This window comes from Patiriisocius marinus (assembly GCF_008974325.1).
In the GTDB taxonomy this organism is placed as follows: Bacteria; Bacteroidota; Bacteroidia; order Flavobacteriales; family Flavobacteriaceae; genus Patiriisocius; species Patiriisocius marinus.
The window spans coordinates 315,222-340,605 of sequence record NZ_BKCG01000002.1 but is presented as its reverse complement, the minus strand read 5'-3'; the positions used below and the strand labels follow the sequence as shown (position 1 = coordinate 340,605).

The window sequence follows — 25,384 nt, the reverse complement described above, 5'->3', positions numbered from 1 at the left end:
GCTCTAATAATTATCTACATCTATACTTACGCGTATTGAAGAAAATTCCTTTGTAAGGTTAAATGCTCTTTGAACAGAATTAATATACTCCTTGGTTTTCGCTAACGATTGCGGTTTAGGGATTTTAACCAACACGTTACTTATATATTTATTACGAACTCTAGCAACAGGAGGAACTTCAGGTCCTAAAACATTTGCACCTAATTGTTTCTGTAAAGCAAGCGTATACCACAATGCGGCTTGGTCATTTTTAGTTAAATTTTTATCCTTAAAGGTAATTCGGATAGTTCGGTAATAAGGCGGATACTTGTATTGATAGCGCTCCTCTAACTGCTCTTTATACATACCTCTATAATCATTAACACTCACTTGTTTTAAAATAGTGTGATGTGGGTTGTAGGTTTGAATAAGCACTTTCCCTCTTTTTTGAGTACGCCCTGCCCTTCCTGCAACTTGTTGCAAAAGTTGGAAACTGCGTTCGTGAGCTCTAAAATCTGGAAAATTTAATAGGTTATCTGCATTTAGAACACCTACAAGGCCTATGTTTCTAAAATCAAGTCCTTTTGCAATCATTTGAGTACCTACTAAAATATCGATTTCTTCATTTTCTAATCGAGCAATTAATTTAGCATAGGCGTGTTTACCTCTAGTAGTATCTTGATCCATTCGTGCTATTGAATGTTTTGGAAATAAACTAAGCAACTCGGTTTCAATTTGCTCCGTACCAAATCCTTTACTATCTATTGAATCACTTCCACAAGCATTACACTCCACTAACATTGCCATATGATAACCGCAGTAATGACAACGTAATTGGCGCTTATATTGGTGGTAAGTTAAACTCACATCACAATTAGGACATTGTGGTGAAGTTCCACAAGTTTTACATTCTACTATAGGCGAAAAACCTCGTCTATTTTGAAATAGGATAACCTGCTCATTATTATTTAGTGTTTCGTGTATCTCCTCTAACAATCTATCACTAAAATGGCCAGTCATTAATTTTTTCTTGTGCTTTTCTTTTATATCAATTAATTCAATTGATGGCAACAGCACATTTCCGAAGCGCCTTTTCAGCTCTACAAATCCGTATTTATCTAATTCAGCATTATGAAAACTTTCTAGTGAAGGTGTGGCAGAACCTAATAATGTTTTAGCCTTATGCAGTGATGCTAAAACAATAGCACTATCTCTAGCATGATATCTGGGTGATGGATTATACTGTTTAAATGACGGCTCGTGCGCTTCATCTACTATTATTAAACCTAAATTCTGAAATGGTAAGAAGAGTGAAGATCTAGCTCCAATAATAATCTGAGCCTTTTCCTTTTGCGCTAATACATTATTCCAAACCTCTACGCGCTCATGAATTGAGTACTTAGAGTGATACACAGACACTTGAGCTCCAAAATATTGTTGTAATCGTGAAATAAGCTGAGTAGTTAGTGCTATTTCAGGAAGCATATAAAGCACTTGTTTACCCGCTTTAAGCTGCTCCTCAATAAGTCGGACATATACTTCTGTTTTTCCACTTGAAGTTACACCGTGCAATAAGGTTACATCGTGCCGTTTAAATGATGTTATAATTTCTTGTAATGCTGTTTCTTGAGAATCGGAAAGTGTTTTAACTTCAGTAGCATCTTCACCTTCGTAATTAATTCTATCTTTTCTTATATAGTATTCTTCAAGAATGTTTTTAGCCACTAAGGATTTTACACTACTAGCGCTTGCATTACTCTTTGCAAGCAATGCATCAATTCCCACTGGTTTTTTAAGTTGAGCTTGCAACATAAACAACTGCATTAGCACTTCACGCTGCTTAGGAGCTCGAGATAATTGATCTAGCAGCTCTTTTAGGGATTCTTCTTTTTCGTAAGCGGGAGCTAACTTAATATACTTCTTTAACTTTGGGCTATATTGTTCATAAACTTCTTCTTGAACTTCAATTACCCCAATATCAAGTAGGCGCTTTAATACAAGTACTACATTTTTCTTATCTAAAATTGATTTTACATCATCAACATTTAACGGTGAACGATGTTGTAATGCTTCATACACTAGAAAATCTTCGTCTCTCAAAGAAGTATCTTCAACTACTTTATCTTTAACTAAGCTAATAATAGTTTCACTTTCAAGAAGAAATGCGCTGGGCAATGCAGCTTTAACTACTTCACCTAAAGTACACATATAATATGAAGCTATCCACTCCCAATGCTTTATTTGAGACGCTGTAATAATTGCTTCTTCATCCAGTATGTGATCTATTGATTTTGTTTCGTAACCATGAGGAGCAGTATCATGAACTTGATAGACAATCGCTGTATATAATTTTGATTTCCCAAAAGGTACGGCAACACGAAATCCTTGCTTCAAAAAAGCAGCTTCATCTTTATTAACGCTATACGTAAACGTTTGCTTTAGAGGAATAGGAAGTATTACGTCTATAAAATACAATGTAATTGATCTTGATTATTAATAAGTAAAAATAGAAAAGGCTACCCAACTATGAGGCAGCCCATCTTATAATTTATGCACAAATATATTATTGCACTCTATACCAGTATTGAGTTCTCCCAAGAGCCGCAAAACCAAGATATCCTCGTACTTTTAATTTATCATTAGACTGTAATTTAATGTAACAGCTGTATTCTTTTCCACTTTCAGGATCCATAATGGTTCCATCATTCCATTCATTATCGTCTTTTTCTAATGCTTTCATAATCACCAAGCCTTCAATAGGCTTGCCTTTGTTTTCTCCCTCACACTCCTCGCAAACATCATCTTTATGTTCTTTATTTAGTATTTCAAGGACTCTTCCGTATGCTTTACCATCTTTCTCGAAAATTTCCAAAATAGATTTTGCCTCTCCTGTTTTGTCATCAACAGTTTTCCATTTTCCAAAAACATCTTGTGCAAATGCTGATGAAATAGTTAATAAAGACAAAGCTACTATTGTGATAATTGATTTCATAAATCTAAATTGAGTATTAATAAACTAAAAAATGTCTGAAATTGAAGTTTTCAATCCCAGACATTCTTGTATAAATTTTAGGCTTATTTACCTAACATTCCTTTTTTAAGTTTTGAATCGGCTGGATTATCTCCTAACCATATTCCAAATAAAGCTTTCTTGAACTCAAGACCTTTGATAGCTCCTAGCTCTTTATCATTTTTATAACAAACTGCTCCTTTACCTTTTTGATATGTAATATCAAAAGTATCTCCCTCAACTATTTCGTCACTAAAAAAGCTTTTAAATTTTGCTATTTCAGAAGAAATACCACTTGTATTCCCATTAGTTGAGGCAACAAAACCTTCTTCAACTGCATCACTCATAGCTTCGCTAGAAACAAATCCTGAAGTAATAACTAAACGAATTGCTTGGTTTGCATCTGCTGAAACAATTGCTTTTGCGTCTTTACTTTTAGTAGGTAAATATAACGCACCAGAATACAATTTTAAAAACATAGCTTTTTTACGAATTCCACCACCATTCATCGTTAAGTTTTCGCCATTAAATTCAAGAGAATTTGGCATAGTAACTTCTCCAACTTCGGTTTGTGCTGTTGCCATATTAAGCGTAAATACTGCGATGGCTAATAAAAGAAAATTTTTCATTTTGTTTGTTTAAATTTAGATTGACTATTGTTTTGATTACCCCTTAATTTCTGTAACGACAAGTTAAGTTCAAAACCTAAGAGTAATAGATTACTATTTATCCAAATATATAACAACATTATTAAAAGTGCACCAAGTGAACCATATAACTCATTATATGTCGAAAAATTATTAATGTAAATACCAAATAAATAGGTTGTTAGCATAAACATTAATGTCGTGATAATTGCACCCAAAGAAAAGAATTTTGACATTCTACCTTCTTTTATACCAAAATAGTATAATGTGGCTATCACAATGTAAATCATTACTACAAAGACCGAAAGCTGTAAAGCCGAAACCCAAAAAACATCGTCGCTAATAAAGGCTCTTCCTTTTAAATTATTGATCAGATATTCTCCATAAAGGATTACTATAACGGTAATTAACAACAACAATGCCAAAAAAATAGAGACCAATAAAGCAATACCATATTGTTTAAAAAAGTTTCTATTTATGGTTACGTGAAAAGAATACTCAAAAGCACTAAAAATGGCATTTACACCATTTGCTGCTAAAAATATTGATAGAATAATAGCAAAGGATAGCAATCCACCACGAGGATTAACAGCAATATCCGCAATAACCGGGTAAAACAAATCGGCTGTTTGAGGAGGTAAATTATCCTCAATAAATATTAGAAACCTTGTTTGAAATCCCTCAATTGGAATATACGGTATCAAGTTTAAAATAAACAACAAAAACGGAAATAGAGCTACAAAAAAACTATAAGCAATAGAACTTGCTCGAGGTGAAAAAGTTCCCTCTACAATTCCAGCTAAGTATAAGTTGTTGAAATCGTAAAGTGTTAAACCATCAAGTCCTGGCAATCTAATACGCTTACTCAAGCGAACTAGTTGCTTAACTACAGGAATATTAATTTCCTCCCCCTCTGGCTCGGGGCTGTTATTTAAAGGACCTTCGCCGTTTAGCATTAAACAGCTTTTAAACTCAAATCTAAGTTATAGACCGAGTGAGTTAGGGCTCCACTTGAAATATAATCGACACCACATTCAGCATATTGCCTAATGGTATCCAGAGTGATTCCACCGCTAGATTCTGTCAAACAAGTATCCCCTATTAATTCCACAGCCTTACGGGTATCTTCATAATTAAAGTTATCAATCAAAATACGATAAACACCCTTTGTAGTTAGTATCTTTTTAATTTCATCAAGATCACGAGCTTCCACTATAATTTTAATGTCAAGTGACTTTTCTTCTAAATAAGCATTGGTCTGCTCAATTGCCTTAACAACACCACCACAAAAATCAATATGATTATCTTTCAACATAATCATATCATACAAAGCAAAACGGTGATTTTCACCACCACCAATTTTAACAGCCCACTTTTCTAAAGCGCGAATTCCAGGTGTAGTTTTACGAGTATCAAGTATTTTAGTTCCAGTCCCTTCCAGTAATTTTACAAACTTATTTGTTTTAGTTGCAATAGCACTCATTCGTTGCATCGCGTTTAAAACTAAGCGCTCAGCCTTAAGAATAGATTGAGAGTTACCCGAAACATAAAAACATACATCACCGTATTTAACGTGAGATCCATCCTTAATTTTCACATCTATTTCTAGACCCGGATCTACATAATCAAATACTTGCAAAGCAAAATCTATTCCTGCAATTATTCCATCTTCCTTAACTAATAACTTTGCCGTACCAGTCGCATCTTCTGGAATACAAGCAAGCGAACTATGATCACCATCACCCACATCTTCTCTAATCGCATTTGCGATAATAATTCCAATTTCCTTATTAAATTGTTTTTCTGAAATCATCTGAATCTATTTTCTGCTAAGTTAAAAAAACGCAAGCACACCATAATCATACAACACTAATTTTTAACCTAAATTTGAACGATTTAGAAATTGTACTATTTTATTTTACATCTTAAATATCTTACTATTTTTGAATTTTAAAAAATTCTATGAAGGTCACCCTTTTTGCTATAGGAAAAACAGACGACAAAAACATAATCGAACTTACTGATATGTATATAAAACGTCTATCACACTACATCAATTTTACATTTGAAATTATTCCTGATATTAAAAATTCCAAAAACTTAAGTGAATCACAACAAAAAGTTGCTGAGGGTGATGAAATATTAAAAAGAGTAGAAAATAGTGATACTATAATTTTGCTTGATGAAAATGGTAAAACCTATACTTCTGTAGGTTTTTCAAAATTTCTTCAAAAGAAAATGAATAGCGGTTTAAAAAATCTTGTCTTTGTAATTGGCGGCCCATATGGTTTTAGTGAAGAAATTTACAGTAGAGCAAATGGTAAGTTATCGTTATCCTCTATGACATTCTCCCACCAAATGGTGCGCCCTTTCTTTATTGAACAATTATATAGAGGTTTTACAATACTTAGAAATGAACCTTATCACCATCAATAAACCTTAAATAATTACTCTAAAGCAACGGTAAACCCATCCAGTAACAATCTAGCGCATCAGTCAAAATGTGCATTACTAAACCTATACCAATTATTCGGGTCTTCTTAAAAAACAAGAATAAAACATAAAAAGCAAAAGCCCAATAGCTATGTAATAGGTGAAAACCAACACTACATCTATTTGGATCAAAAATTGGTGACGCTAATAGATGGTCTAAATCAATAAACATCGTTGCCCAAAGTATCAATACCACTTTCACCCAATGATTAGGAAAGAAAAAGTAACCTATTGCAATGGGCGCAATAAAATGAAGCGAGTAATGTACTACAGTTTGAAGCATAAATTTAGAAATTCATTAAGCGTTTTAATAGTGATAACTTACCTTTAGAGTATGGACTGTACTTTAATGGAAGTTCTAACCAAGTTGGTTTATCAAGAATGCTTTTATAGTGAGAGAAAGCTTTAAAACCAGCCTCACCATGATAATTCCCTATTCCACTATCACCTACACCTCCAAAAGGTAAATTAGAATTAGAAATATGCATTACAGCGTCATTAATTGCTCCACCACCAAATGAAAACTCATTCATTAAACGTTTTTTAGTTTTAGAACTGCTTGTAAAAATATAACAAGACAATGGCTTTGAAAGCGCTCTTACTTTTGGAAATACGTCGTCTAAATTGTCATAGGCTATGATTGGTAAAATGGGACCAAAAATTTCTTCTTGCATACAAGCATCATTAAACGAGACATTGTTCAATATTGTAGGCTCTATATATCTATCGGCTTTATCAGTTTTTCCACCGTGATAAATTTTAGAAATATCTAGCATTCTTGTCAACCTATCAAAATTAGAATCATTGATAATTTGAAGAAAATTTCCATTATCGAACGAGTAATCAGCCTTTAAAATTTCGGCTTTGCAATATTCCAGAAATTTAGATGCTACGTTATTGTCAACTAAAACATAGTCTGGAGCTATACACGTTTGTCCAGCATTTAAATATTTAGCCCAAATTAATCGCTTTGCCGCCATTTTTAAGTTAGCATCTTTCAAAATAAAAGCAGGGCTCTTACCCCCTAACTCTAACGTTACAGGAGTCAAATACTTGGCTGCAGCTTTGTAGACAATTGTACCAACTTTAGTACTTCCAGTAAAAAATATTTTATCAAATTTTTGTTCTAACAACTCCGTTGTTTCGGGAATTCCTCCTTCAACAACTTTAAAAACCTTAGGATCAAAATTTTCGTTTACAAGCTTTGCAATTATCGCCGAGGTGTTTGAGGGTAATTCGCTAGGTTTTAACACAACTGTATTACCCGCTGCTATTGCTGCTATTACTGGAGCAAATGAAAGTTGATAAGGGTAATTCCAAGCGCCCATTACAAGACAAACCCCTAAAGGTTCAGGAATAATATAACTACTTGCAGGAAAATTAGTAATGTTTGTAGATACCTTTCGTTTTCGAGACCAACGTCTAAGGTTATTTTTAGCATCTTTAATATCGTGGAATAATAAAGCCAACTCGGTTAGATAATTTTCAAAAGCACTCTTTTTAAAATCTTTGAAAATCGCATCATCTAAAGCTGGGATATTATTTTTTAAAATTCGCTCTAACTTTTCAAGTTGCGTTATTCTAAATTTCAAATCCTTAGTAGCTTGTGTATTGAAAAAGGTACGTTGTCTCGCTATTATTTGTTCCATAGCGAAATATAATAAAATCGCATAAGCTAATGCTTAGCGTTATGAAAATTATAAGATTACTTATCGCGATTTAAAACACGATACTCTTCGTAGCATTCGCTTATTGCATCTAAGATTTGAAGATCATTAGCCGTTTTAATAAAATCTGAAGAATAGCTACAATTATTTAATATTTCGTCAATATCTAAACGTTCTAATTGCAAAACAGCCATTAAAGTTTCTCTATCAAACTTACTGTTTAGTAAATTTCTAATTTCGTCATTCTCTTTCATTTGTCGCAGTTTTTTCATCTGCCTTGGTCGTTTACCAAAAACATTATAAAGGAAATCGGCTGGATTAAAAATAGCGCTTAACACTTTATTTACAGCACCTGGTTGTGATGAACCACCTTCATATCCACTTCCTATACCTTCAATACGGTAGCGGTAATTATCATAAATAGGAATAGTACGAGCATCAACTTCTACATAACCTGTAAGCGTAACTGGCTTAATCAACACCTCTTCAAGTGCAATCCCAAGTTCCGTCATTTTCACTTTAACTTCACCGTATGCAACCCAATCATTTGTAACTCTTACACGAATAGATTTAAAACCTAAATACGAGAAAAACAACGTATCATTTACGGCTGCTCTAATTTCAAAATCTCCTTCTTTATCAGTTGTAGCACCCCAAACTTGATTAAGGTTTACAATATTCACATTTTCTAGCACCTTATCATCAGCAGCGTTTTCCACTTTTCCTTTTATAGAAATAATGTCTTGCGCCTGTATGTTTAAAACAGGGATGGTAATTAAAAGTAAAAATAGAAGTTTTTTCATAAGATAGAATTGTAAATATAATTATATAGACGATAATAACGTGCAAAAGTTTCGATGAAGCGATGATTTCTTCGGAAATTTTAATGTGGTTCTAATTTCTGCTGAAATTTTAAGATACAAATTAAGCCCAGACAATTTAAAATTGAATGGGCTTTAGTATTAAAATACTATATTTTTATCTTTTTATGAATTTACGAATACTTTTTTTGGTTCCTTCAGCAACAACTACTAAATACATTCCACCTTCTAATACAGAAACATCAAATTTTAAATTAGTCTCTTGGTTTGAAGTTGTTGACTTAACCAATTTCCCTGTAATATCATAAATCTGCACAGCTCGGTTTTGAGTAGCATTTGGAAATTGTAACTCTAAATTATTTTGTACAGGATTTGTAACTAGTGAAAAAGTAGCTGCCGTATTTTCTAAAGTAAGTAATAACTGATCGCCATACACGGCAATATCTCCATTGCTGTTGGTTAGCGTAAGTTGTTTATTGCCATCGCTATCTGTTAAAATTTCATAGGCTATTGGATTGCTAACTTCGGGTATTTCATGTTGAAAAAAATCATCGAAATAAATATCATGGAAATTCATGTTTTCTGAAATAGGACAACCAACATCAATTAAAAAAGGTAAACCATTTGGCAATGTAAAAAACCCTGAAACAAATAAAACGCCGTCGCTTTCGTGACAATAACAATTACAAGTAAATAATGTTACATCTCCACTATTTAAATCAAAATTTAAATCTGGTGGAGTAAACTCGCTGTTTTCAGGAAATTCTATTGGTGAACCTTCGATAGTCAAACTAGTTAAATACCAAATATTTTCAAACAACTGCGGATCTGGATTTTGAGACACTACCTGCTGTAAAGAGAACAGACTTATCAAAACTAAAAATATATTTTTCATAATAAGAGATTTTATTGTTTAACTAAAATTTTAGATGTTTGAAATTCGCCATTGCATATAAGTGCGACCACGTAAGAACCTATCGTAAATAATGTTGTATCAATTACGTATTCGGTTTCATTAATGTCGAGTATGTAATTATACTCATTACCAGTATTAGTATTAACAACACGTAAATATGCGGAGTTTGCTAGTTCTGCATCATAGGCTATTGTGGCAACATTAGAAACTGGATTAGGCGAAATAGATTCTATCTTATATGGATTTACAACAACCTCAACTTCATCATAATCTTTTAATCCATCTATATCTGAAATAATTTCTAACTTATACTTCTTTGTAATATCTGGAGAAAGTGTAAAATCAGTTCCTGTATATATAAGTGTTCCTTGTGGGTCATACCAATTATATGTAGCATTCTCGTCAATTACTGAGGCTTGCAGTGTTACATTTTCATTTTTTTCAATCTCTTTGTCCGCTCCTGCATTTGCTGTAAAAATTGGTCTTTCATCTTTACGTACTATATAGGTTTCCCCACCTATAATCTCATTTGTTACTGCATCTCTTTGCACCACTTCATAAACAAACTTTTTCTTATCGGTTAATTCTTGAGTAAGAAAATTAAAACTGATATATGCGGTTGTTATTTCACCAGGTGCTAATTGAATATTCTGTAATTGTGCAAGTGATCCATCTACAGTTTTTTTATTTACTAAAAATTGTAGTGATAAATCCTGAGATAAACTACCACCTCCCTGCCAAGCGGCCAATAAATTAGCATCTAAAGTTACCGTAATTTCGGCTTCCTCATGCAATGGTTTCCCTAACTCATCTGCTTTTGGCCTTAATTCTAATATATAAGATTTAGCTACATCAGTATTATTTGCAATAGCAATAACCCCACCCACTGTTGCATCTACCATAGTTCTTAAATCGACTATTGTTGTATTTTTCCAAGCTAAGTTATTATTATTTTTAACATTTAATGTAATAGCATCAGTTTCTGCTATTGCCATAGGGTCATCGTGAGATGTAATTCTTGCAAGTAAACAAAAATGCCAAGGATTAGGATTAATATCTATATAATCCTCTGGATTAGGAATTAACCAAGGAAATTCTAAAATTTTAGATTGTCCAATTTTTAAACTAGGAATTTGCATAGTACCAACAACGCCACCCAATTCTATAGGTGCTCCTCCGTTTGGATTTGGGATTGTAGTAGAACCGTCCCAATTATTTGGCCAGGAAAGTGAGGTGCTTGCTTTTGCCCAATAAAGTGTAACAGTAGTAAATTCATTTTCTTGCGTTTCCCAACAGCTATTATTAGTTACTTCAACATAAGCATAATTAGGTTCCGAAGGATCAAATTCTGGGTTTTGATGAGTTTGTATTAGTTGTCCATCATTTGTATTACGTACCCAAATATCTTCACTTTGCCAAAAAACCTCATCTGTATAAATATCAGGTTCTATAAACATATCATATCTAGAGTTCTGCATTGCCCAATCTTTTTCGGGTGAAGCTACTTCTGAGCATTTAGCTTTTTTTACTGCTCTAAATGCATTAATGCGACCCGTTCCTAATTTTCCATGTAAATCTAAATTTGGATCTACATTCCTGTTTTGTGGAATATGATATATATCATCTGTTGTAGATTCAATAATATCTTTTACTTCAACTGCTGTTAAATTTGGGTTTGCCGCAAAAACTAAAGCAGCTAATCCAGAAACAAAAGGAGCTGCCATTGAAGTTCCTATTCCATATTCATACTTCTCTGTCAAAGGAATGCTAGGTGATTCAATAGAACTTAATTGCACAAAAAGACCCGGAGCACTGACATTTACTTTATCATTATGTGTAAGTGATCCCACTGGTATATTATCTGGATTGTAATAATGACAATCATACCAAGATTTTACTATACCAAAATCCCAATCACCCTGAGGATTTATCAACGGGTTATTTTCTCCAATATCGTACCTATTTCCTACCCCTGTTACAGAAATTACAGCGTCATAAGATGCTGGGTAAGCATATCCATGACCTCCTCCACAACTACCACCATTGGGACCATTTCCTGCTCCGGCAACTACTAATACTCCACTATCTAAAATTTCTTGATATGCTATATCCTCATATGTATCAAAGCTACATCGTCTAATCCAACTACAGTTAATAACTTTTACTCCTGGAATTAATGAAATTTCTTTTACTCTATTGACACTGCCAAAATCATCAGCTGTTACAATGCTTGTATTGTAACCTATTGCTGCCATTCCTAACCCATTATCAGTATTGCCTGCCGCAACAGCAGAGACTTGAGTACCGTGTTTAAGATAATTAAATGCTGTGTTAGAATTACTATTTGGATTTTCATCATCAAGATTGGTAATAACTTTGCCTTGCAATTCCTCGTGTCCAGTCCAAAAATCGCCATCAATAATACCAATATAAATATTTGGGTCTCCTGTGGTTATTGACCAAGCAAGGGGTGCTTTAATTAAATCTAGTGAAGGATTTGGTCTATCTTCTTGTAAATTCTCGATATAATCATTAGGCTCTATGTTTGATAATAAAATAGGCACCTCTTCCTCGTAAGGTACTAATTGTTCTACATCTGTACGTTGAGTAAAAGATGTAATATTATAACTTACAGGAACCTCAATAAGATAAACACGTTGTAACCTAGGTGTTGTAAAGAGCGGGAACGCTTTTTCAAATTTGTATATGGGTTTGCCAGTTATAAATGAATTAAAATTAGCTTTGTCAGTTGTAATGCTTAAGGTATTATCATTATTTACAGAAGTATTAAGTATTTCAACACTTTGATCTTCTTTAAATTCTATTTTATAAAAAACATTATTTTGCGCATAGAGTGACATACTGGCAATGACTAAAAATAACGTGCTAAAAAATGTGCGAAAGGTGTGCGAAAGGTGTGCGAAAGGTGTCCTCATAAAAAAGAATTTAAATTTATTAATTATGGGGAGCCATTATTATTTAATTTAAAACTAATAATTTAAATCCTAACTACCAAATAACTAATAAAAAAAAGCCCAATTAACAAACAAGTTAACTGAGCTTCTTTATTTAAAATTTCAGCATTAAAACTGAAAAAAAAAATTATCCTCTACGACGTCTTCCGCCAGTTCCGCCACTTTCTGGTCTAGAACCTCCACGTCTTTTTCCTGAAAACTTAGGTTTACCACCTTCGCTACGAGATTCGCTGCGTCCTCCGCTACTTCTACCTTCGCTGCTTCCACCTCTTGAGCGTCCGCCACCATCGCTACTGCGAGATTTACCTTTGTAGCCTCCACCGCTACGACCGCCACGTTCACCATCTCTTCCACCACGTGAACGACCTCCGCCGCCTCCGTAACTACGTCCACCTCCGCCGCCACTTCGACCGCGTCCTTTTGAACCTCCACGACCTTTGTCTGTAGATTCTTCAACATTAATTTTACGACCGTCAATTTCGAAGTCAGCAAATACTGATAATACTAAATCTTTATGTTGTTCATCTACATTGAAAAATGAAAAACTGTCTTTTACATCAACTTTATAAACCTCATCTTTACCAAGGTTTAAGACTTCTTTCAACATATCCTTAAGACTCATCCAATCGTAATCATCTTTATTTCCTACATTTAAGAAGAAACGTGTACTACCTGTATCATCGCTATATTCACGATCAGGACCTGCAGATTGGTTAATATCTTTTGCTTTGTTATAGTAGTTATAAAAACGTGTAAACTCAACAGAGAAAAACTTCTTAATTAATTCTTCTTTAGAAAAATCTTCTAAAGCTGCATTAATTTGAGGTAAATATGCATCTATATCATGATTAATTTCAGTCGCTTTTATATTGTTTGCAAGATGCATTAATTGCTTCTCACAAATTTCCATTCCTGAAGGAACATCTTTTTTAGTAAAAGCTTTTTGAAGCTTCTTTTCAAGACCTTTAATTTTACGTACCTCACTTTTAGTTACAATAACCATTGAGATTCCGTTTTTACCTGCACGACCTGTACGTCCACTACGGTGAGTGTATGTCTCGATTTCGTCAGGTAATTGATAATTAATTACGTGAGTAATATCATCAACATCAATTCCACGTGCAGCAACATCAGTTGCTACTAACATTTGGATTTGGCGATTTCTAAATTGCTTCATTACAATATCACGTTGATTTTGACTTAAATCTCCGTGGATTGCTCCTGCGCTATATCCATCTGCAATTAATTGCTCTGCTACTTTTTGTGTATCACGCTTTGTTCTACAGAATACTACTGAAAAGATATCAGGATTTGCATCTGCTAAACGTTTTAATGCAGGATAACGGTCTCTACCTGAAACGATAAAATATTCGTGCTCTACATTTTCAGAACCTACGTTTTTAGAACCTACAGTCACCTCAAGAGGGTCGTGCATAAACTTTTTAGCTATTGTAGAAACTTCTTTTGGCATTGTAGCACTAAACAACCAAGTAGATTTCTCTTCTGGTGAGTGTGATAAAATTTCAGTGATATCTTCATAGAATCCCATGTTTAACATTTCATCTGCTTCATCAAGTACACAGTACTGAATTTTAGAAATATCAATCATACGACGGCTAATCATATCTTTCATACGGCCAGGAGTTGCTACAATTACTTGTGCTCCTTTTTTAATGTTACGTGCTTGGTCTGTAATACTAGCACCACCATAAATAGCGACAACGTTAAGTCCTTTTTTGTACTTACCGTAAGCTTTCATTTCGTTAGTAATCTGCATACACAACTCACGTGTAGGAGATAATATAAGTCCTTGAGTAGTTCTACTTTCAACGTCAATTTTTTGCAACATTGGGAAACCAAAGGCTGCAGTTTTTCCAGTTCCAGTTTGCGCTAGCGCAACAAGATCTCTGTCTTCGTCTAATAATAATGGAATTGCTTCTTCTTGAACTTCTGATGGGGTTTCAAAACCCATGTCTGTAATGGCTTGGAGCAATTGCTCATCAAGACCTAATGCTTTAAATGCGGTCATTTTTTAATTTAAGTATATGTTATATGTGCTATGGGAAGCGATATACATATACCTACGAACTTCACTTTGCACTACCTCTCCCTGAGGAATTTGTGTAGAAATTTCTCTCTACGAAGCTGCAAAAGTACTGCTAATTATTAACACAACACTATTAAATAGTCATTTAAATGATTTTTAATCCTTTCAAAACTTTTTAAATTAAGAAAAATAGGCTATCAACTGGCGCATAGCCTTGCCTCTATGTCCAATTTCACTTTTTTCGCCCAATGTCATTTGAGCAAAAGTTTCATCTTTACCTTCTGGAAGAAAAACAGAATCATATCCAAAACCCTTATCTCCACGTCTATCCTTTGTAATAGAGCCATCACAAATACCTTCAAATAATACGTGGGTTACTCCTAAATGTAGCGCAATAACAGTTTTAAATCTTGCTGATCTGTTCTCTTTGTCTGCTAAATTAGTAAGTAACTTATCTATATTTTGTTCTGATGTAGCATTTTCACCTGCATAACGCGCACTATAAACACCAGGCTCACCATTTAAAACATCTACTATTAATCCTGTATCATCAGCAAAACAATCATAACCATAATGATTAGATATATATGCTACTTTTAATATTGCATTACCCTCTATAGTATCTGCCGTTTCTGGAATATCAACTAAACAGTTAATATCTTTTAAACTTAAAAGTTTAATATGTGATGGTAATAGTAATTGCACCTCTTTTAATTTATTTAAATTATTGGTTGCAAATACTAACGTACGTTCTTGTTTTTTGTTCATTTAGGTTATTATTTGGGTAAAAGATACTTTTAAGTATTCTGAAATTTTAATTATTTGAGTTTTGCTCTTTTTCATTAACCCCTATATCTAAATCTTCATAATATCTATCGATGATTTCTTCAGGGTTTTTAATAGTGTTTTTCATCCATTGTAAAGTAAGTTCTTGTTTTTCGATTTCAGATAATTCCCACTTCACATTGGATTGATGTAGACGAGTTACTACATCTTGTAAAATAATAGCTGCCGAAACTGAAATATTTAAACTTTCAGTAAATCCATACATCGGTATTTTTAGAGCACTATCTGCATTTTCTAATACATATTCACTCAACCCTTCCTTTTCAGTACCAAAGAAAAAAGCACTTTTTTTAGTTACGTCAAAGTCATGTAAATAGGTTGCGTTTTTATGAGGGGTGGTTGCGACAATTTGATATCCTTGAGCTCTCAACGATTCTAGCGAAGCCTTTATACTTGTACTTCGGTTTAAATTAACCCATTTTTGAGCACCCATTGCAATTTCTTTATCAATGCTTTTTCCAAGCTTTTCCTCTACAACGTGTAAATCTTGCACACCAAATACATCGCAAGTTCGCATTACAGCACTTGTGTTATGTAGTTGATACACATCCTCTGTAACAACAGTAAAATGCCTAGTACGTTGTGATAGAATTCGCTCAAATAAATTGAGTCGTCTTTCGGTTAAAAAAGTTTTAAGGTAGTCGTGTAATGCTTGATCCAAAATGGTTATTTTTAGCTAAATTAATCAAAAATATTAAGCTTTGAAGATAGCAGTTTTAACAGGTGCGGGCATTTCAGCAGAAAGTGGTTTGAAAACTTTTAGAGACAGTAACGGCCTCTGGGAAGGTCACGATGTAATGAGCGTTGCTAGCCCTCAAGGGTTTGAAGCAAATCCCGCCCTTGTACTTGACTTTTACAATCAACGACGAAGACAGTTATTAGAGGTTGAACCTAACGAAGCGCACAAGGCTATTGCTACACTTGAACAAACTCATGAAGTTATAGTAATTACACAAAATGTGGATGACCTCCACGAACGTGCTGGTAGTAAAAAAGTAATGCATTTACACGGCGAATTACTTAAAGCTAAAAGTGACAAAGACGAATCGTATTCTATAGAAATTAATAATGATATACTGATAGGTGATCTTTGTCCTAACGGCCATCAAATGCGTCCAGATATTGTTTGGTTTGGAGAGGCTGTACCCCTTATTGAAAACGCTGCTGAAGTTGTAGAAGGTGCTGATGCAATAATAATTATTGGTACGTCAATGCAAGTATATCCAGCCGCTGGACTAATACAGTATGCTAAAGAAAGTGCTCAAACAGTATATATTGACCCAAACCCAGCTATTTCTCCTACAAGTAAAATTCATATTATCGCAGAAAATGCGACTAGCGGAGTAATAAAAGCTATCTCTTTTCTGAAACTTTAAACAATGGAATCTTATTTAACAACATCATTAACCACACTAAAAGCGTACAGGAAGTCTAGGCTAGATTTAGCGCAATGGGTATTAGACAACCCTGGGTCTTTTCCAGAGTTACTTGCACTATGCTTTAATGATTCGAGTAGTATTTCTTATAAAGCAACTTGGATTTTAGAATTTGTTTGTGCCGAACGATTAGCGTTGCTACATCCTCATTTAGATGAATTTTTTACCAAACTACCACTCACAAAAAAAGATCAAGCTCTGAGACCTCTTGCTAAAATTTGCCAAATGCTTGCAATTTCTTATTACAAAGACAAAGATGAAGCACTTATAAACACGATTACCCCAATGCATAAACAACAATGGGTAAACTGCATGTTTGACTGGTTTATTACAGATCAAAAAGTTGCTTGCAAGGTTTATGGAATGACATCTTTAGTCTACCTTGGAACTGAGTTTAAATGGATACATCCAGAATTAAAATCAATAATTTTACAAAATATACACGAGGAGCAACCTGCCTATAAAGCCAGAGGAAAATCGGTTTTAAAACAAATAGAAAAGTTTGAAAAGAAAGGCTTATAAACGGAACACCTAATCACTCTAAAATAGTATCTTTGCATCTTTATTTTCTGAAATATAACGTATCAGAAAAACCACTAAAACAACCAATTATGTCAACCCAAGCTTTAAAAGCCATTTCTCCTATTGACGGACGTTACGCGTCTAAAACCTCAAGCCTTATTCCTTTTTTCTCTGAAGAAGCATTGATTAAATATCGTGTTCAAGTTGAAGTAGAATATTTTATCGCTTTAGTAAATATTCCTTTACCTCAGCTAGCAGAATTTGACACAACATTATTCCCTAAACTTCGTGCTTTATATACAGAGTTTTCAACGGAAGATGCTCAAAAAATTAAGGACACTGAAAAAATTACAAATCACGATGTAAAAGCTGTTGAATATTTCATAAAAGAAAAGTTTGACAATCTTGGTTTACAACAATACAAAGAGTTTATTCATTTTGGATTAACCTCTCAAGACATTAACAATACAGCCATTCCATTATCATTGAAAGATGCTATGAATGATGCATATGTTCCTCAATTTTTTGAAGTTAAAAATAAATTAGAGGAATTAGCAGCTGAATGGGCAGATGTACCTATGTTAGCTCGTACGCACGGACAACCAGCTTCTCCTACTCGTTTAGGAAAAGAAATAAATGTATATGTTGTTAGATTAAAAGAGCAGTTTGATTTGCTTAACGATATTAAAAGCGCAGCAAAATTTGGTGGTGCCACAGGAAATTTCAATGCACACCATGTTGCATATCCACAAATAGATTGGAAAAATTTTGGCGCTACGTTTGTACAGGAAGTTTTAGGTTTACACCACTCTTTCCCTACAACTCAAATTGAACATTACGATCATATGGCAGCATTATTTGATTGCCTAAAACGTATTAACACCATACTTATTGATCTTGATAGAGATATCTGGACGTATGTATCTATGGATTACTTTAAGCAAAAAATTAAGAAAGGTGAAATAGGAAGTAGCGCAATGCCACACAAAGTAAATCCTATTGATTTTGAAAATAGCGAAGGTAATTTAGGAATTGCGAATGCTATTTTCGAACACTTATCTGCGAAACTTCCTATTAGTAGATTACAACGTGATTTAACGGATAGTACAGTGTTAAGAAATATTGGTGTACCAATTGGTCACACATTAATTGCATTTCAATCTACTTTAAAAGGATTGAATAAATTATTATTAAACGAAGCTAAGTTTCACGAAGATTTAGAAAAAAATTGGGCTGTAGTTGCTGAAGCATTACAAACTATCCTTAGAAGAGAAGCATACCCAAATCCTTACGAAGCGTTAAAAGGCTTAACAAGAACTAATGAAGCAATTTCAAAAAAATCTATAGCAGACTTTATCGAAACACTTGATATTTCAGAAGAATTAAAAGCTGAAATGAGAGTTATTACTCCTGCTAACTATACAGGAATCTAATTTATTTTTAAAGTATTTTGATTTTTTAAACTTCCCACTTTTCCTTTGGATATAATTCTAGAGGAAAAGTTTTTGTTTTTTTCTGAACCTTTTACTTTCCATAAAGAATTATGGTTATTTATGTTAAGTAGTTTAGCGTTATCTAAAACTTGAGAATAATTATTATTACTTAAATTAACCTCGCTATAATACTCTTCATATCCTCCTGCTTGAATAGCTACACTACTCCCTGCTAAAGTAGAATTCTTAATCGTCCATTTACCGTTCGCATAAGCGTTAATACTACTTTGTAATCGTTTGTCAAACGTGCAATTGTCAACTGTTATTTCGTTTATCAATATATCGCTTATTTTACTACTTGAGAAAAGCGCATAACCTTTCGGTTTGATAGTAGTTAATTCACTATCAATTATAAACTCGCAATTAGAAAATGTTATAGAATTATTGCTAGAAATATTTCTAAAATAAGTAGCATTTATAGGCTTTACCTTGTTTTCTGAAGCATCATATTTTAATAAAAACTTACAGTTTACAAAATTCCCATTTATACTATTAATGGTATGTGGTGCACTAATAGTACTATTCTCTACTAAAAACTCAACACCATGATTTCTGAAGTTTTTTGTAGTAATATTGTTCATCTTCAAGACATTTACACCCAAACCTTCTATTCCATCTTCTGTATATTCAATAGTATCAATTGAACTGTCTGTCACCTCACAATATCTATTATTTTCTAAAGTTGATTTTTTAGATCTAACTGGCTCCAATTGTACATAGGTTAAATCTACATTTTTTATAACTATATCATCGCTAAAACAACTAATCTCCAGATCGCCTCTTGCCGCATAAAATACTTCATTGGTATTGCTTTTAAATCTTGATTCAGAAATTTTCTCAAGAGTGAAGTGATTTACCCTTGTACCACTTGACGAAAAATTAATCCCTCCTCCTATTTTGTCAACTATCTCAATATTCGAAATATGTATACTATCAATAAATTCTGCACCATTTTTATGCCCAGCCCAAGACCAAGCGTGTGCTTGTTCCCAGGTATAAATACTTTCAGGGTTTTTAGTTAGTGATCGTCCATTTTTATCTAAAGAAAAATCACTCAGCACTATAGCACCTACATTAGGAGAGTCTTTTAAATAATGATAAAATATTTTAGTATACCTACCTTTTCGTTGCGTTTTTCCATCAAGCTCTCTAAAAATAGTTTTGTGTTTACCACTTCCTACAATAACCACATTATCACCAGGATTATTTATTGCTATTTTTATGACTGAAGTTTTTGTGTTTATATTATAATCTCCAATTAAAAATACTCCTGGATCAAATCGTAGTGTTTTTTGTTGCGCGATTGCAGCATCGACTGCTTTCTGAATAAAACGTATATTATCTGTTCCATAACTACCCATTACGTTTAAAACATTTGAAGCTGCTTTATTTGTTAGCAACACTTTATTTGGAGAAATTATTGTTTTAATTGTACTTAACAAATGCTCTCCATTTTCACCAGCATTTGCTATACTAACCGTTTTACCAGTATCTAATGAACTAAAACTAGCTGAACTTGACGTTAGCACATTTCCGCTTAAAGAAAAATCATTTAGCTGCACTCCATCACCTTTACAACCATAAACCGATGCATTAATCTCTTGCATTGTAGATCCCGCTATTGGTACATTTTTAGGTATAGCGGTAGATGGCACTGTTTTAGGAATATTATTCTCATCTGTCTGTACAATACTAGGTACTGCTGATGAGCAATTACTTAAGAATATTAATGAAGTAATTATAAAGAAACGTGACAACAAACTAATTAAATTCATTTGATAAAGATACTAATAGTAGCTTCAATTAAACGACATAAAAAAAGCCCCCTAATATAGGAGGCTTTAATGAGATATGATTTTATTTTACTTTTTATTGAATATATCTTCTAGTCCTGCAAGTTGAGATAAATTCAGATCACCATCTTCAAGATTAGCAGCTAACTTCATCATAGAAGCTGGATTCATTTTGTCTCCTAAAAGTCTAAAGACAGCTAAGCCTTTTTCGTCATCTCTTCCATAAACAATAACTTCATCAATAGCTTCTTCATCACCTAAATACATAAGTTTCATATTTTGGTTATTTGACTTAAATGAACCTAAAACTTTATATTTCTCTTGATTAAAGATAAGATCAAGCTTTGCTTTTTCAACTTTGTAATCTGCATCTGTTCCTTCAGATTTAGGATAAGCTACAACATTCATTTTTTTAACAGTGTTCAATACCTCTTTTTGGTCTGATGGAATTGAATCTAAATTAGCTAATAAACTTGTTGCAAGATCAACTTTCATAAAACGATCGTCCTCTTGTTTATCTACAATATATGATTGCAATGATTTACTTCCATCACAACTTATTAGTGAGATTAGCGCAATTGCTGCTGCTACGGTATATTTTACAATTATTTGCATGTTTTATGGTTTAATGGTTAGTAGTATAAAGCTGGAATTTATTTTTCCTTCTTAATATTTTTAAGCTCTTCGCTTCCTGGTACATTAAGCTGTTCAGCTAATTTCCCTATTTGCTTTAAGTCAATGTTTCCTGAAATACTCATAACCACAGTCATAGGCTTCCCTTCATTTACCCCGTCAACAAACATTAATAATTCACTTACAAAATTTTCATTTTTACCTTCTTTTGAATAAAACTTCACATTTTGCCCATCGCTCTTTACACGCATTAATTCACTTAATGAACCATTAGACTTAATGTAGCTAGCAACAGTACTAGACATTTTTGCAGCGACTGTTGGGTTGTCTGTTGTATATATTTTAATGTCATTTAAGTTATCTACCATATTAAGGTATTCCTTAGCTTCAGGATCATTAGAATCTAAATCCATTTTGCTCAATAATTTGAACATATTCTTTGTAACAACTACAGACGAAACGTCCTTGTCATTTTCAAACGAATCAAATGGGCTTTGTGCCATTGCTACTAAAGGAGCAATCAATAAAACGAGTATTAGTGTTATCTTTTTCATAGTTTTTGTATTTAAGTGTTATATTATTTTAAAAATTTATTCTTGGTTTTACTAAATGTTTCAACAAGCTGTAATTGACTTGTTCCTTTTTGTAAATTATTAGAAAGTAAAAGCATCGCTTCTTTACTTTGTTTTAATGCTGCTAGCGCTTTCTGTTCTTCTTGAGTAAGTGAGTTTTCTGAGAAAACAAACCCTGCAACTCCTAAAACTATTACTATAGATGCTGCTATAGATAACCACCATTTGTTAAATGGTTTTTTTTCGGTTACTGGCACTGTAAAAGTTGTAGTTGATGTTTCGGAAGCTGAAACCGTCATCGCATTAAATAGCGAACTGTATTGTTTCAAACTATCGTCAACTAAATCTGTTGCAAAATAATTTCGCAATATTTGTTCATCGGCAAGAGACGTTGTCCCTTCAAAATACGACTCCAGAAGCTGTTCTATATTATTTAATTCCATAATTGTTTTGTTTGATCAATTGATCTCTTACTTTTTTTCTTGCTCTTGACAATGTAACACGCACTGCTGTTTCATTTAAATCAAGCATTTTAGCTATTTCACTAAAATCTAGTTGTTCTACATCCCGTAGATGTAATATTAATTTTTGTTGTTCGGGTAGTGTATCCATTATCTCAAACACTCGCGCTACTCCGTCCGCTGCTTCTAGTTGTTTTTCAAGATTATTTGAAGCCTCATAATTACTGTGCACTATTTTTAAATTAGACGCCTGTTTAGATTTCAATCTATCAAGACAATAATTTTTTGTCATTGTAATTGCGAAAGCTTCAGCACTACGGTACTGTTTAATTTTTTCTTTTCCTTTCCACAATTTCAAAAATACTTCCTGCACTGCATCATCAGCTTCATCTCTTGACACTAGCAAGCGTTTCGCTATACGAAATAGCTTATCCTTAATAGGAAGCACTGTTTCTAAAAACTCCTGCTGTTTCATTTGTTGGTTTTGGTTAGTGAACAATATAAATTATTATGCCGTTCTATAATGTTGACGAGACACCTTATTTTTTGTTACATCACTATTTCAAAAAAAATTAATATTTCTGAAATTCTAATAAACAAAAACCTGCTAATCCTCATTACAATTAGCAATAACACATAAAATAGCCTAAAAAAGCAACTAACATTTTAATAGAAACTTTAAAGTGAGTAATTTAGAAGTTTCAACATCACTTTATTAAAAAACTATGAAAAAGTACCTTTTCACTGGCCTATTAAGCAGCTTTATTCTATTTACTTCTTGTTTTGAAGATCTTGACGACAATGTTCAGCAAGCATCTAATATCGAAATTCAGGATTTTATTTACCGCGGACTTAATTTTTTCTATCTCTATAAAAGTGATACTCCTGAGTTAGCGAATGATGCTTTTGCAGACGCAGATTCTAAAAACGCTTTTTTAAGTTCATTTGATACGCCTGAAAGTTTATTTGATTTTTTAAAATCTCCTCAAGATCGATTTAGCGTTTTAGTGGACGATTACATCTCTCTAGAAAATGCTTTAAGTGGTGTTACCCTAAATAACGGAATGGAATACGGCCTAGTTTTTTATCCAGATGAAAGTGGAAATGTTTTTGGTTATGTACGTTACGTCCTGCCAAACACAAGCGCTTCAGCAGCTAACTTAGAACGCGGAATGATTTTTAATAGCGTAGATGGCCAGCAACTAACCGAAACTAATTTTAGAGATTTACTCGCACCTGACTCATACTCCATAGGGCTTGCTACTTTTGATGGGGAGAATGTTGAACCTATTACAGACAGTACTATTGTTTTAACAAAAACGGAATACACAGAAAACCCAATACACTTGGAACGCACATTTACTGTAGATGGTGAAAAAGTAGGGTATTTAATGTATAATGCATTTACACGCGATTTTGACCCACAATTAAATGCTGCCTTCGGAAATTTTAAAGCGGAAGCAATTGATCATTTGGTTTTAGATTTGCGCTACAACAGCGGAGGTTCCGTAGAAACTGCAACCGATTTAAGTGCTATGATAACTGGTCAATTTAACAATCAAATTTTCTACACTGAACAATGGAATGACGATAGACAAGAAGAATATTCTAGTCCAGGACTTTTTAACACACAAATAAGTAATGGAGATGCTATTAACAGTTTGAACTTAACTACTGTTTATGTATTAACTTCAAGCCGAACTGCTTCTGCTAGTGAATTAGTAATTAATGGACTTTCTCCTTATATAAATGTGGTCCAAGTAGGTGATACTACAACTGGTAAATTTCAGGCTTCATTTTTATTATATGATGCGCCAGCACCTAATTTTAGTAGATCTGAAGCTAACCAAAGTCATACATACGCAATGTTACCACTAGTATTTAAAACAGCTAATTCAATAGGTAATACAGATTACATTGATGGGCTTTTCCCAGATATCGACCTTAATGAAGATTATGCAAATTTAGGTGTTTTAGGTGACGCAAATGAACCTTTACTTGCCGCTGCTTTAGATGATATATTTACAACAAGAAGTCCTAACTATAATTTTCAAGTACTTTCTGAAGTTGGTGATAGTAATAGTAATAACCCCATTGATGGAGTAATGGTTATTGAAAAATAGAGGCTATGACAACAAGCGAACAATTAGCAATACTATTTAAAAAGTTTTCTCTTGGAGGTAATTATGCAGGTGTTAGTTTAGAACAAGCTCTTGAAGGTGTTTCATGGGAGGATTCTATTGTTCAAATAAAATCTTTAAATTCTATTTCAACATTAGTATTTCATATAGACTATTACATTGCTGCTGTAAAGCAAGTTCTTGAAGGAGGTCCATTAGAGGCAAAAGATTCACTAAGTTTTATTCATCCTCCTGTAACTTCAAAAAAAGACTGGGATACGTTAAAAACTGTATTATTTAATAATATTGAAATTGTTTCTGGATTACTGAAATCAATGGATAGCTCACAATTTGAGAAGCCTTTTGGAACTGGAGCCTACGGAAGTACTTTACGAAACGTAATAGGCTTACTAGAACACTCTCATTATCATTTAGGACAAATAGTTTTACTTAAAAGGTTATTATAATAGAAAAGCATTGAAATAAAAAAAAGACTGTTTAATTAAAAACAGTCTTTTTTTTATTTCAAAACCAAGGTTTTATTATTTAAGCTCGTGAGCTACCATATAATAAAATGCTGGTCGACTTTTTTGCTTGATAGAAGACATTTTTTCTGCTACTGATTGAATAGCTGCCATCCCTTTATCTTTATCATCCACACCACATTTTTTAACTACAAAATTACGGTATACTGTTTCTAATTCAGATTTATCTGTTCCTGAAACTAAAACTGCATCTCTATTATTAACCATCGTTCTTAGACTATTTACATAACCATCTAATTGATCGTGATCAACATTGCTTACGCCACACTCTTTTAATTGTGCAACTGCTGTTTCTTTCATTTTAGCTAATTTGTCTGCTGTTTCGCTCATTGTATTTTAATTTTTAAGATTACTATTTTATTATTACTGCTACTAAATTACAAATTTTATACGTTCCAATAAAGAATC

25 protein-coding genes are annotated in these 25,384 nt (G+C 33.2%); 6 read left to right on the top strand and 19 right to left on the bottom strand.

The window, feature by feature from the left end; all coding sequences use genetic code 11:
- Positions 1–3 precede the first annotated feature (3 nt).
- The 5 genes from priA to nadC all read right to left on the bottom strand — a co-directional run bounded on the left by priA (position 4) and on the right by nadC (position 5,449).
- A complete protein-coding gene (gene priA, locus GBH57_RS06525; RefSeq protein WP_151673271.1) occupies positions 4–2,454 on the bottom strand; it encodes a replication restart helicase PriA in 2,451 nt (816 codons plus the stop codon).
- An 88-nt stretch (positions 2,455–2,542) separates the two neighbouring features.
- Positions 2,543–2,971, bottom strand: coding sequence for a DUF2147 domain-containing protein (locus GBH57_RS06520; RefSeq protein WP_151673270.1), 429 nt, complete (start codon positions 2,969–2,971; stop codon positions 2,543–2,545).
- 83 nt (positions 2,972–3,054) lie between these two features.
- The gene (locus GBH57_RS06515; protein WP_151673269.1) at positions 3,055–3,618 is read right to left on the bottom strand and encodes a chalcone isomerase family protein; all 564 of its coding nucleotides are present in this window, start codon (positions 3,616–3,618) and stop codon (positions 3,055–3,057) included.
- Positions 3,615–4,592: a YihY/virulence factor BrkB family protein gene (locus GBH57_RS06510; RefSeq protein WP_151673268.1), complete on the bottom strand. Its 978-nt coding sequence runs from the start codon at positions 4,590–4,592 to the stop codon at positions 3,615–3,617. The genes GBH57_RS06515 and GBH57_RS06510 overlap by 4 nt, the downstream gene beginning before the upstream one ends.
- Positions 4,592–5,449 (bottom strand): carboxylating nicotinate-nucleotide diphosphorylase, encoded by an 858-nt coding sequence (gene nadC / locus GBH57_RS06505; RefSeq protein WP_151673267.1) that lies wholly within the window; start codon positions 5,447–5,449, stop codon positions 4,592–4,594. Before nadC ends, GBH57_RS06510 begins: the two co-directional genes overlap by 1 nt.
- A gap of 149 nt (positions 5,450–5,598) precedes the next feature.
- Here nadC and rlmH point away from each other — a divergent pair, with 149 nt between their 5' ends.
- A complete protein-coding gene (gene rlmH, locus GBH57_RS06500; RefSeq protein ID WP_151673266.1) occupies positions 5,599–6,072 on the top strand; it encodes a 23S rRNA (pseudouridine(1915)-N(3))-methyltransferase RlmH in 474 nt (157 codons plus the stop codon).
- A 16-nt stretch (positions 6,073–6,088) separates the two neighbouring features.
- Here rlmH and GBH57_RS06495 read toward each other — a convergent pair whose 3' ends face one another.
- The 8 genes from GBH57_RS06495 to GBH57_RS06460 all read right to left on the bottom strand — a co-directional run bounded on the left by GBH57_RS06495 (position 6,089) and on the right by GBH57_RS06460 (position 16,065).
- Positions 6,089–6,412 carry a DUF6122 family protein gene (locus tag GBH57_RS06495; protein ID WP_151673265.1) on the bottom strand — a complete coding sequence of 108 codons (324 nt, stop codon included), beginning with the start codon at positions 6,410–6,412 and terminating at the stop codon, positions 6,089–6,091.
- A gap of 4 nt (positions 6,413–6,416) precedes the next feature.
- On the bottom strand, positions 6,417–7,778 hold the full coding sequence (locus GBH57_RS06490) for an aldehyde dehydrogenase (RefSeq protein WP_151673264.1): 1,362 nt from the start codon (positions 7,776–7,778) through the stop codon (positions 6,417–6,419).
- A 56-nt stretch (positions 7,779–7,834) separates the two neighbouring features.
- A complete protein-coding gene (locus GBH57_RS06485; RefSeq protein ID WP_151673263.1) occupies positions 7,835–8,599 on the bottom strand; it encodes a carboxypeptidase-like regulatory domain-containing protein in 765 nt (254 codons plus the stop codon).
- Positions 8,600–8,774: 175 nt separating this feature from the next.
- The gene (locus GBH57_RS06480; RefSeq protein ID WP_151673262.1) at positions 8,775–9,512 is read right to left on the bottom strand and encodes a T9SS type A sorting domain-containing protein; all 738 of its coding nucleotides are present in this window, start codon (positions 9,510–9,512) and stop codon (positions 8,775–8,777) included.
- 11 nt (positions 9,513–9,523) lie between these two features.
- On the bottom strand, positions 9,524–12,394 hold the full coding sequence (locus tag GBH57_RS16340) for a S8 family serine peptidase (protein WP_161596072.1): 2,871 nt from the start codon (positions 12,392–12,394) through the stop codon (positions 9,524–9,526).
- A gap of 241 nt (positions 12,395–12,635) precedes the next feature.
- A complete protein-coding gene (locus tag GBH57_RS06470) occupies positions 12,636–14,537 on the bottom strand; it encodes a DEAD/DEAH box helicase (RefSeq protein WP_151673260.1) in 1,902 nt (633 codons plus the stop codon).
- 198 nt (positions 14,538–14,735) lie between these two features.
- Positions 14,736–15,323, bottom strand: a complete 588-nt coding sequence (locus GBH57_RS06465) for a non-canonical purine NTP diphosphatase (RefSeq protein ID WP_151673259.1) — start codon at positions 15,321–15,323, stop codon at positions 14,736–14,738.
- Between the two features lie 46 nt (positions 15,324–15,369).
- Positions 15,370–16,065 carry a TrmH family RNA methyltransferase gene (locus tag GBH57_RS06460; RefSeq protein ID WP_151673258.1) on the bottom strand — a complete coding sequence of 232 codons (696 nt, stop codon included), beginning with the start codon at positions 16,063–16,065 and terminating at the stop codon, positions 15,370–15,372.
- Positions 16,066–16,102: 37 nt separating this feature from the next.
- Here GBH57_RS06460 and GBH57_RS06455 point away from each other — a divergent pair, with 37 nt between their 5' ends.
- The 3 genes from GBH57_RS06455 to purB all read left to right on the top strand — a co-directional run bounded on the left by GBH57_RS06455 (position 16,103) and on the right by purB (position 18,792).
- Positions 16,103–16,777: an SIR2 family NAD-dependent protein deacylase gene (locus GBH57_RS06455; protein ID WP_151673257.1), complete on the top strand. Its 675-nt coding sequence runs from the start codon at positions 16,103–16,105 to the stop codon at positions 16,775–16,777.
- 3 nt (positions 16,778–16,780) lie between these two features.
- A complete protein-coding gene (locus GBH57_RS06450; RefSeq protein WP_151673256.1) occupies positions 16,781–17,359 on the top strand; it encodes a HEAT-like fold family protein in 579 nt (192 codons plus the stop codon).
- Between the two features lie 89 nt (positions 17,360–17,448).
- A complete protein-coding gene (gene purB / locus GBH57_RS06445; protein WP_151673255.1) occupies positions 17,449–18,792 on the top strand; it encodes an adenylosuccinate lyase in 1,344 nt (447 codons plus the stop codon).
- Here purB and GBH57_RS06440 read toward each other — a convergent pair.
- From GBH57_RS06440 to GBH57_RS06420, 5 genes are all read right to left on the bottom strand, one after another.
- Positions 18,789–20,627: a hypothetical protein gene (locus tag GBH57_RS06440; RefSeq protein WP_151673254.1), complete on the bottom strand. Its 1,839-nt coding sequence runs from the start codon at positions 20,625–20,627 to the stop codon at positions 18,789–18,791. The genes purB and GBH57_RS06440 overlap by 4 nt on opposite strands.
- A gap of 87 nt (positions 20,628–20,714) precedes the next feature.
- Complete coding sequence (locus tag GBH57_RS06435) at positions 20,715–21,260, bottom strand: GFO_1091 family lipoprotein (protein ID WP_151673253.1); 546 nt, start codon at positions 21,258–21,260, stop codon at positions 20,715–20,717.
- 38 nt (positions 21,261–21,298) lie between these two features.
- Positions 21,299–21,832: a GFO_1090 family protein gene (locus GBH57_RS06430; RefSeq protein ID WP_151673252.1), complete on the bottom strand. Its 534-nt coding sequence runs from the start codon at positions 21,830–21,832 to the stop codon at positions 21,299–21,301.
- Between the two features lie 23 nt (positions 21,833–21,855).
- Positions 21,856–22,293, bottom strand: a complete 438-nt coding sequence (locus tag GBH57_RS06425; RefSeq protein WP_151673251.1) for a PG0215 family putative anti-sigma factor — start codon at positions 22,291–22,293, stop codon at positions 21,856–21,858.
- Positions 22,280–22,786 carry a GFO_1088 family ECF-type sigma factor gene (locus GBH57_RS06420; RefSeq protein WP_151673250.1) on the bottom strand — a complete coding sequence of 169 codons (507 nt, stop codon included), beginning with the start codon at positions 22,784–22,786 and terminating at the stop codon, positions 22,280–22,282. Before GBH57_RS06420 ends, GBH57_RS06425 begins: the two co-directional genes overlap by 14 nt.
- Positions 22,787–23,036: 250 nt before the next feature.
- On the opposite strand from GBH57_RS06420, the gene GBH57_RS06415 reads away from it, so the two are divergent.
- Positions 23,037–24,434 carry a GFO_1087 family putative carboxy terminal peptidase gene (locus GBH57_RS06415; RefSeq protein ID WP_151673249.1) on the top strand — a complete coding sequence of 466 codons (1,398 nt, stop codon included), beginning with the start codon at positions 23,037–23,039 and terminating at the stop codon, positions 24,432–24,434.
- Positions 24,435–24,439: 5 nt separating this feature from the next.
- On the top strand, positions 24,440–24,898 hold the full coding sequence (locus tag GBH57_RS06410; RefSeq protein ID WP_151673248.1) for a DinB family protein: 459 nt from the start codon (positions 24,440–24,442) through the stop codon (positions 24,896–24,898).
- A gap of 75 nt (positions 24,899–24,973) precedes the next feature.
- Here the strand turns inward: GBH57_RS06410 and GBH57_RS06405 are convergent, their stop codons facing one another.
- Positions 24,974–25,306, bottom strand: coding sequence for a DUF2853 family protein (locus GBH57_RS06405; protein WP_151673247.1), 333 nt, complete (start codon positions 25,304–25,306; stop codon positions 24,974–24,976).
- Positions 25,307–25,384 lie beyond the last annotated feature (78 nt).

Excerpts from the sequence above, each read along its gene's own strand:
- GBH57_RS06520 (WP_151673270.1), bottom strand. The coding sequence starts at position 2,971 with ATGAAATCAATTATCACAATAGTAGCTTTGTCTTTATTAACTATTTCA.
- GBH57_RS06515 (WP_151673269.1), bottom strand. The coding sequence starts at position 3,618 with ATGAAAAATTTTCTTTTATTAGCCATCGCAGTATTTACGCTTAATATG.
- GBH57_RS06510 (WP_151673268.1), bottom strand. The coding sequence starts at position 4,592 with ATGCTAAACGGCGAAGGTCCTTTAAATAACAGCCCCGAGCCAGAGGGG.
- nadC (WP_151673267.1), bottom strand. The coding sequence starts at position 5,449 with ATGATTTCAGAAAAACAATTTAATAAGGAAATTGGAATTATTATCGCA.
- rlmH (WP_151673266.1), top strand. The coding sequence starts at position 5,599 with ATGAAGGTCACCCTTTTTGCTATAGGAAAAACAGACGACAAAAACATA.
- GBH57_RS06495 (WP_151673265.1), bottom strand. The coding sequence starts at position 6,412 with ATGCTTCAAACTGTAGTACATTACTCGCTTCATTTTATTGCGCCCATT.
- GBH57_RS06490 (WP_151673264.1), bottom strand. The coding sequence starts at position 7,778 with ATGGAACAAATAATAGCGAGACAACGTACCTTTTTCAATACACAAGCT.
- GBH57_RS06485 (WP_151673263.1), bottom strand. The coding sequence starts at position 8,599 with ATGAAAAAACTTCTATTTTTACTTTTAATTACCATCCCTGTTTTAAAC.
- GBH57_RS06480 (WP_151673262.1), bottom strand. The coding sequence starts at position 9,512 with ATGAAAAATATATTTTTAGTTTTGATAAGTCTGTTCTCTTTACAGCAG.
- GBH57_RS16340 (WP_161596072.1), bottom strand. The coding sequence starts at position 12,394 with ATGTCACTCTATGCGCAAAATAATGTTTTTTATAAAATAGAATTTAAA.
- GBH57_RS06470 (WP_151673260.1), bottom strand. The coding sequence starts at position 14,537 with ATGACCGCATTTAAAGCATTAGGTCTTGATGAGCAATTGCTCCAAGCC.
- GBH57_RS06465 (WP_151673259.1), bottom strand. The coding sequence starts at position 15,323 with ATGAACAAAAAACAAGAACGTACGTTAGTATTTGCAACCAATAATTTA.
- GBH57_RS06450 (WP_151673256.1), top strand. The coding sequence starts at position 16,781 with ATGGAATCTTATTTAACAACATCATTAACCACACTAAAAGCGTACAGG.
- purB (WP_151673255.1), top strand. The coding sequence starts at position 17,449 with ATGTCAACCCAAGCTTTAAAAGCCATTTCTCCTATTGACGGACGTTAC.
- GBH57_RS06440 (WP_151673254.1), bottom strand. The coding sequence starts at position 20,627 with ATGAATTTAATTAGTTTGTTGTCACGTTTCTTTATAATTACTTCATTA.
- GBH57_RS06435 (WP_151673253.1), bottom strand. The coding sequence starts at position 21,260 with ATGCAAATAATTGTAAAATATACCGTAGCAGCAGCAATTGCGCTAATC.
- GBH57_RS06430 (WP_151673252.1), bottom strand. The coding sequence starts at position 21,832 with ATGAAAAAGATAACACTAATACTCGTTTTATTGATTGCTCCTTTAGTA.
- GBH57_RS06425 (WP_151673251.1), bottom strand. The coding sequence starts at position 22,293 with ATGGAATTAAATAATATAGAACAGCTTCTGGAGTCGTATTTTGAAGGG.
- GBH57_RS06420 (WP_151673250.1), bottom strand. The coding sequence starts at position 22,786 with ATGAAACAGCAGGAGTTTTTAGAAACAGTGCTTCCTATTAAGGATAAG.
- GBH57_RS06415 (WP_151673249.1), top strand. The coding sequence starts at position 23,037 with ATGAAAAAGTACCTTTTCACTGGCCTATTAAGCAGCTTTATTCTATTT.
- GBH57_RS06410 (WP_151673248.1), top strand. The coding sequence starts at position 24,440 with ATGACAACAAGCGAACAATTAGCAATACTATTTAAAAAGTTTTCTCTT.
- GBH57_RS06405 (WP_151673247.1), bottom strand. The coding sequence starts at position 25,306 with ATGAGCGAAACAGCAGACAAATTAGCTAAAATGAAAGAAACAGCAGTT.